At 42.9% G+C, this 7,824-nt stretch carries 4 protein-coding genes and 1 pseudogene; 2 read left to right on the forward strand and 3 right to left on the reverse strand.

Annotated elements, in window-relative coordinates; all coding sequences use genetic code 11:
• Positions 1–150: 150 nt before the first annotated feature.
• A complete protein-coding gene (locus AB1L17_RS30980; protein ID WP_412848779.1) occupies positions 151–4,416 on the forward strand; it encodes a DEAD/DEAH box helicase in 4,266 nt (1,421 codons plus the stop codon).
• A 534-nt stretch (positions 4,417–4,950) separates the two neighbouring features.
• Here AB1L17_RS30980 and istB read toward each other — a convergent pair.
• The gene (gene istB, locus AB1L17_RS30985) at positions 4,951–5,706 is read right to left on the reverse strand and encodes an IS21-like element helper ATPase IstB (RefSeq protein WP_310769255.1); all 756 of its coding nucleotides are present in this window, start codon (positions 5,704–5,706) and stop codon (positions 4,951–4,953) included.
• Positions 5,703–5,909 carry a hypothetical protein gene (locus tag AB1L17_RS30990; RefSeq protein ID WP_412848778.1) on the reverse strand — a complete coding sequence of 69 codons (207 nt, stop codon included), beginning with the start codon at positions 5,907–5,909 and terminating at the stop codon, positions 5,703–5,705. The genes istB and AB1L17_RS30990 overlap by 4 nt, the downstream gene beginning before the upstream one ends.
• Positions 5,910–6,104: 195 nt before the next feature.
• On the opposite strand from AB1L17_RS30990, the gene AB1L17_RS30995 reads away from it, so the two are divergent.
• Positions 6,105–7,331 carry an IS256 family transposase gene (locus AB1L17_RS30995; protein WP_171506495.1) on the forward strand — a complete coding sequence of 409 codons (1,227 nt, stop codon included), beginning with the start codon at positions 6,105–6,107 and terminating at the stop codon, positions 7,329–7,331.
• 197 nt (positions 7,332–7,528) lie between these two features.
• Here AB1L17_RS30995 and AB1L17_RS31000 read toward each other — a convergent pair.
• A pseudogene (locus AB1L17_RS31000) lies at positions 7,529–7,824 on the reverse strand (hypothetical protein); the annotation flags it as partial.

A 7,824-nucleotide genomic window follows, 5' to 3' on the forward strand; every position in this document is an offset into this window, starting at 1 on the left:
CCTGCGTCTCCCCCTTCGGGGGACGGAAGGGGGCATTCTAACCGAGGGCAATTTTACACACAAATATGGACTTGATCTAAGTGGAGTAGTAATGCGGACGATGCTTTATTAAACCGTGACAAGAATATTGCCCGTATTGGTTTGTCACAATTGCGTGATAGCGAAATTGATTGGTCACAATTTTCCTTTGAGAAGCCAGAGAAAATTGAGTTAAAAGCACCTAAACAACCTCGCCCTCACCAAATTCCGGCCATTGAAGCAGTAGTAAATGGATTTGAGACTGCTGATCGTGGAAAGTTAATTATGGCTCCTGGTACAGGAAAAACATATACTTCGATGGTAATTGCCGAAAGGATGGCTGAGAAGAAAAATGGTACATTCAGGGTATTATATCTTGTACCTAGTATTCAGTTGCTTTCCCAATCTTTAAGAGGTTGGACTGCCGACTCAAAGTATCGTGATGAAATGGATACTTTTGCTGTGTGTTCGGATAGAAAAGTTACGAAGAAAGCAAAAGGTGAAAATGAGTTTGAGGATATTGTAGCTGCAGACTTAGGTTATCCGGCAACAACTGATTACCGTAAATTACTGGAACGTCAGAAGGTTATTGATTCAGCCGTTCGTCAAAGCAAATTCTTAGTGGTGTTTTCAACATATCAGTCTATTGATGTAATTATTAAAGCTCAGAAAAATGGTTTCTATGAGTTTGACTTAGTTGTTTGTGATGAAGCCCATCGTACGACTGGTGCAACAGAATTAGGAAAAGAAGCTAGTGCTTTTGTGAAAGTACATAGCAATGACAATATTAAAGCTAAGAAACGTCTTTACCAGACAGCAACACCTCGTATATATGGTGAAGATGCCAAGAAGAAAGCGGATGAAATGTCTGTCGTTATTGCAGATATGAATGACAAAGACATATACGGTGAGGAGTTTTACCGTATTGGATTCGGTGATGCTGTAAATAAAGGGATATTGACTGATTATAAGGTAATGGTTCTTGCCGTTGATGAAGAGATGATTGCTCGACGCTTTCAAACGATGTTGGCAAGTAAGCGTGATAGCGAACTTGAATTTGATGATGTAACGAAAATTATCGGCTGTTGGAATGGTTTGATTAAACGTAAGAGTAATTCTAACGTGATTTCAGCCAATCCAATGAAACGAGCTATTGCTTTTGCTGGAACAATTCGTGAGTCGAAATTGATTAAAGAGATGTTTACAGAAGTTGTCGATATGTATATCAATGAGTCAGGGGACCAAAGAAATGTTGTTCGTGTAGAAATAGATCATGCCGACGGTTCTATGAATGCATTGCAGAAGAATGAAAAGATAGCTTGGTTAAAATCAGATGTTCCACCAAACACTTGTCGAATCCTCTCAAATGCTCGCTTCCTTACAGAAGGTGTAGACGTCCCTGATTTGGACGCTGTTATGTTCTTAAAACCTCGTAAATCACGTATTGATATTGCACAGGCAGTAGGGCGTGTAATGCGTAAGGCTGAAGGTAAGGATTACGGATATGTTATCCTTCCGATTGGAATTCCCTCTGGTGTTGATGAAAATGAGGTTTTAGATAAAAATGAGAAGTATCAAGTAGTTTGGGACGTTCTCAACGCATTACGTTCGCTAGACGAACGTTTCGATGCAACGATCAATAAATTGGAATTAAATAAGAAAAAACCTGATCAGTTACAAGTTATTGGGGTTGGTTCTGCACCGAACGAAAGTGAAGGCGGATTTATTATAGCAGAACCAGTATCAGAACAGTTATCATTAAATCTTGATGAAGAAGAATTTTCGGATATAGAACGTGCGATTTATGGAAAAATTGTAAAAAAGGTTGGAAATGTACGTTATTGGGAAGATTGGTCGAAAGACGTTGCCGAAATTGCTCAACAACATATGATGCGTATTCGTGTGATGTTGGAGGATACGAATAGTGAAGCGTATAAGGCATTCCAAAAGTTTATCTTAGGGCTACGTCACAACATTAATGGGTCTATTTCAGACTTACAAGCGATTGAAATGCTTGCACAACACCTGATTACAAAACCAGTATTTGAGGCGTTGTTTGATTCATACAGCTTTGTTAAAGATAACCCTGTCTCACGAGCAATGGATGCAGTGTTGAAGGTAATGGGTGAACAAGGGCTTGTGAAGGAACAAGAACGCTTAAAAGACTTCTACCAGAGTGTTAGGGTTCGAGCTGAAGGCATTGATAATTTGAAAGCAAAACAGGATATTATTGTTCAACTTTATGATAAATTCTTTAAAGTTGGTTTTAAAGAAACGACTGAACGTTTGGGAATCGTGTTTACACCTATTGAAGTTGTGGATTTTATCATTCAATCTGTCGAAGATGTATTGAAGAAACATTTTGGTAAATCAATAAGTGATGAAGGGGTTCATGTACTTGATCCATTTACAGGTACTGGAACATTTATCGTGAGATTACTCCAAAGTGGATTAATTTCTAAGGATGATTTGTTGCGTAAGTACACTCAAGAACTTCATGCAAATGAAATTGTGCTATTAAGCTATTATATTGCTGCAATCAATATTGAAGAAACTTTCCATTCCATAATGGAAGGTGATTACAAGCCGTTTGAAGGTATAGTTTTAACGGATACCTTTGAAAGTACAGAGAAAGAAGATTCTTTTGAAGACGAGTTGTTTGGCGAAAACAATGAACGCCTTAAAAGACAGCGGAAGGAGTCTATTTTTGCAATAATTGGGAATCCCCCATATTCGATTGGTCAAACAAATGAGAACGACAACAATCAAAACCAGTCATATCCAAAATTAGACGAACGCATAGACTCGACTTATGCAAGATATTCAACGGCTAGCTTGAAAAAGAGCTTGTATGATTCCTATATAAAGGCCTTCCGATGGGCAAGTGACCGTATAGGAAGTAAAGGCATAATTGGTTTTGTTACTAATGGATCGTTTATTGACAGCAACAGTACGAATGGATTACGTAAGTGCCTGCATGATGAATTTAATTACATTTATGTGTTTAATCTTCGTGGAGATCAAAGAACATTGGGAGAAAAATCACGTCAAGAAGGCGGAAAGATCTTTGGTTCAGGAAGTAGAACACCAATTGCGATTACGATTCTTGTAAGAGATGGAACAGAAAACCACGAAATTTATTATCATGATATCGGCAACTATCTTTCTCGTGAACAGAAATTGGCGATTATCTCCGATTTTACTTCTGTAAGTGGTATAAAATGGACTAAAATCCATCCTGACGCAAACAATGATTGGATAAATCTTCGTGATCAAAATTACGAAAAGTTTGACCTAATGGATGGCGGAGTTTTCATGAATAAAGCGATTGGTGTCAGCACAAACCGTGATGCTTGGGTATATGGTTTTAGTCGAGAACAGGTAATTAAAAATACCCAACAAATGGTTAAGAATTACAATTCTGAGGTAATTCGTTTAAGTATTATTAAAGATGAAAGGGAGAAAATTAATCAAATAAATAATTCTGGTGACTTTGTTAAGTGGAGCTCAGGACTCAAGCAAAAACTTACTAAAGGTACGAGAATTAAATTGGATGATAAATCAGTAATCACAAGCATGTATCGCCCTTTTACAAAGAAATATTTGTACTACCAAACGGATATTATTGAACGTCCTAGTAGATATAAGGATATATTCGGATCAGAGAATAAAGTAATTTATGTTACTGGTGCAGGTTCGAGTCGAGATTTTTCATGTATAATTATAGACAAAATTCCTAACCTTGATTTGATGGAAAAAGGACAAGGATTTTATTGTTACGATAATAGCCAAACAGGTGCTCTCTTAATAGATACTAGCAACATAAATGGCTCATTTATTGACAAATTAAATCTTTCAGAAGATGATGTGTTTTATTATGTATATGGTGTTTTACACTCAAAAGAGTACCGTGAGAAGTATGCTAATAATTTGAAGAAAGAATTGCCACGTATTCCTATCTTGAAAAATAAAGAAAAATTTGCTGAAGTAGGAAGAAAATTAGCTAACTTACACCTTAACTACGAAACGATTGATCCATATTCTGAAGTTGTAATTGAAGGTAAAGCAAATCCTTCGTACAAGGTTAAAAAGATGAAACACCCTAAGAAAGGAATATTGGATAAAATTGTCTTCAATACTGACATTACCATTACGAATATCCCGGAGAAGGCATATGAGTATGTGGTAAACGGTCGTTCAGCAATCGAATGGATTATGGACCAGTATCAGGTGAAAACGGATAAGAATTCTGGCATCATTGATGATCCGAACTTGTATTCTGAAGATGAACGCTACATTTTTGATTTGCTACTACGAATCATTAATGTATCTATTCAAACAGTGGATTTGGTAAACAGCTTGCCACCAATGGAATTTGTTGATGTAGAATCTAAATAATGTCACGATGTTTATTCTTCTGCAATAGTTTTCTCTTGTTCTTTTTAACTAGCTTTATGACGCTTGGTTAAACGTAAACATTATTGCAAGGAGGTCCAAGACCACCCTTATCGCTTGTATAAAGCATTGGAGTGGTCTTCTCCTATGTTTTCATTGCAAGTTCTTTGATCCGGAGTTTATAGGACGATATGGAGGTCCTGAATTGCGTTGGAGTTGTGAAAACGCGGTTTTATTCACCAGCAAAAACTGGGTGGCTCGCCTGATGTAGCGAATGGGGGTAGTTGCTTGAACTTGCCGCGATCGTGAGACTGAAATCCAAATTGTGTAGTCTTCAAGTGCATCTTGTTGATGCGGTAGAAGTTCCTTTCTCTTGTGTGGCTGAATGTGATGTTGACCAGACTAAATTGGCTCCAGTATAGGACTGTCAGCAATATCCTGCACTCGTAACCGAAATACAGGTATGGTTTGATTCCCTAAGGCTTCTTGCAACCGTCAAGTATCTTTGAACAAATTTCGCTAATTTATATTCAACAACTAGTAACTTCCAAATATGGTTTCACGGTGCCTGATCCGATAACTGTCTCCCGTCAGATGAATCACCTCACTTCGATGCAGGATGCGGTCCAGAATAGCAGCGGTGACAGCGGGATCGCCAAGCAGATCTCCCCATTCTTCTGGTCCTTTGTTGGATGTGAGAATGATAGATGCTTGTCCGTATAGCTTGTTGACCAACTGGAAAAACAAGTGCGCTTCCTGTCGATCCAGCGCCATGAACATCAGATCGTCCACAATCACCAGATCGGATCGCACGATCCGGTTCACCCGCAGTTGGGCGTTCCGAGAAATCTCTTGCGTTTTCAACAGCTGCAAGAGCTGATCCATGGTGGCGAAGCTGACGTTGTACCCTTGATTCAGCGCCTCAACGCCCAATGCGATCGCCAGATGCGTTTTTCCTACGCCCGGCGGGCCGAGGAACAGCAGGTTGTAATGCTGTTCTAGCCAGATCAGTTCCCGAAGTTGTTGCAGCTGTCGTTTTCCGAGCGAGGGCTGTTGATCAACCCGGAATTCATCCAGAGTTTTCAGCTCCGGAAAAGCAGCACGTTTATATCGGCGGGCAAACTGCTTTTCTTCCCGTTTTTTCAATTCGTACGAAAGTACGCACTGCAAACACTGGCGGTAACTCCACTGTCGGGTTTCGGCTTCCATCAGAAGCTCGTCCAGTGCTTGAGCGGCGGCGGTTAACTGCAGTGCGCTGAATACGGACTTCAGTTCCATCGTCACTTCACTCATCTCGATCCCTCCAGGATTGCTTGGTATACTTCAAACGGACGAATTTGCGGCTTCATCTTCAACATCTGCCGCTGGGGCTCTTCCAACAATCGGATGTCTGTGGGAATGGTTGGTTCCGCGCCCGGTTTTCGTTCAGCGAAATGGTGCAGCGCGTCCACAAAATCCGTGGCCTGGTAGAGTTGATGTTTCAAGCGCTTTCGCAAGTGCGTCCGCATCTGTGTCTTTGGCGTGCTTATCAATCCACTGTAACTGATCTCGAATGTAACGCGGTTTCCGTTCCCAGTTGAGTCCGTATAATTGTGTAAAAATGGAGTCTCTTAAAAATAAGAGAGCCATTTCAAAAACCCTCGGTTAGAATGAAGTTTGCAGACACCATTCTTAAGAGAGGAGTTTTTGTTATGGCTCAATACCAGATTAGCGTAGATTCCAAGCTTTTGCATCAGCTTTTTTTAGGGAATTCTCAGGATGCGGGAGTGGCCAAACTGCTGGAATCCGTATTGAACCAAGTGCTGGAAGCCCAGGCTACAGAACAACTGAGGGCGGAACCCTACGAACGGACGGAAAATCGCCAAGGTTATCGGAACGGCTCATATCCCCACCAGTTGACGACTCGCGTAGGAACGATTACGCTTCGAGTCCCCCGGATTCGCGGTGGGAAGTTCTCGACAGAGTTGTTTGCCCGTTACCAACGCAGCGAACAGGCTTTGGTGCTCGCCTTGATGGAGATGGTGGTCAACGGAGTGTCGACCCGTAAGGTGGCCCAGATCACCGAGGAGTTGTGTGGCACGGAGTTTTCGAAATCCACGGTGTCAGAACTGTGCAAACAGCTCGATCCTGTCGTAACGGCATGGAACAACCGTCCGCTTCATGACACTTCGTTTCCCTTTGTCATCGTTGATGCCTTGGTACTCAAGGTGCGCGAAGACGGTCGGGTGCGGTCACGAGGTGCTCTCATTGGCATGGGTGTCAACACCGATGGCTACCGGGAGGTATTGGGTGTGATGCTTGGTGACAGTGAGTCAGAAGCCAGTTGGAGTGAGTTTTTTGGCTGGCTGAAAAGCCGCGGGTTGCGAGGCGTTGATCTCGTGGTGTCCGATGACCATGGTGGATTGGTTCGAGCCATTCGCAAGCAATTCCAAGGAGTCACCTGGCAGCGGTGCCAAACGCACTTCCTGCGCAATATTCTGGACGCCACGCCGAAAGCACTGCAAGACGAGGTGTATAGTCGGGTTCGGGCCATGTTGGATGCCCCGGATATGGATACAGCACGGTTGCTCCTAAACCAGACGATTGAAATGTACGAAACGAAAGCACCAAAAGCGATGGCCGTTCTGGAGGCAGGCTTCGAAGATGCTACGGCTGTATTGCTGCTGCCCCAACCATATCGGAAACGGCTTCGCACGACAAACGGCCTGGAGCGTCTGAACGAGGAAATCCGCCGCCGTGAACGGGTGATTCGGATTTTTCCGAACCGTGAATCGGCTCTGCGGCTGATCGGTGCTTTGCTCATGGAAATCGATGAGAAGTGGGCAAGCGGGAGAAGGTATCTGGATATGGCCGAGTATCTGGAGTGGCGTGAATCACAGGCCGCTAACATGAGTGCCAAAGTGACGCGCATCGGTTGACCGACGCCTGTCGTAGCCTGTCAAGGCCGCGAAGCGTTCCATGTAGCCTTGACAGGCTCTTTTCAACAAACTTTTGATAGGCCCAGCAATCCGTTGCTGGGGCTGCCACACGGCGAGTGACGGGGTGCAGGGGGCGTGCCCCCTGCGTCTCCCCCCTCCGGGGGACGGAAGGGGGCTCATTCTAACCAAGGGCGAATTTACACACAAATATGGACTTGATCGATAAGCGCGGCTCTCGTTTGATCCCCGATCCAAAAGTCATGAAAAATGACGTCGGAGCAGTCCGCATAAACCTCTTGAAGCAATTGAAGATTGTCGTCCAACCGTCTGGAAAGTTCTACTCGGTTTTTCTGTTTATGCTGAAGATCACGATTTGCAGTCCGTTGCGGAGGGGTACGAGACCAACGATTGATCAAATGTTTGAAGCGGCTCAAAGCGATTCCTCCTTCGAACAGGATAAATTCATGTATAGTGTGGTATGGTCTTGATTCCC

The sequence above is a fragment of the Brevibacillus jepli genome (assembly GCF_047229145.1).
Taxonomy (GTDB): Bacteria; Bacillota; Bacilli; order Brevibacillales; family Brevibacillaceae; genus Brevibacillus.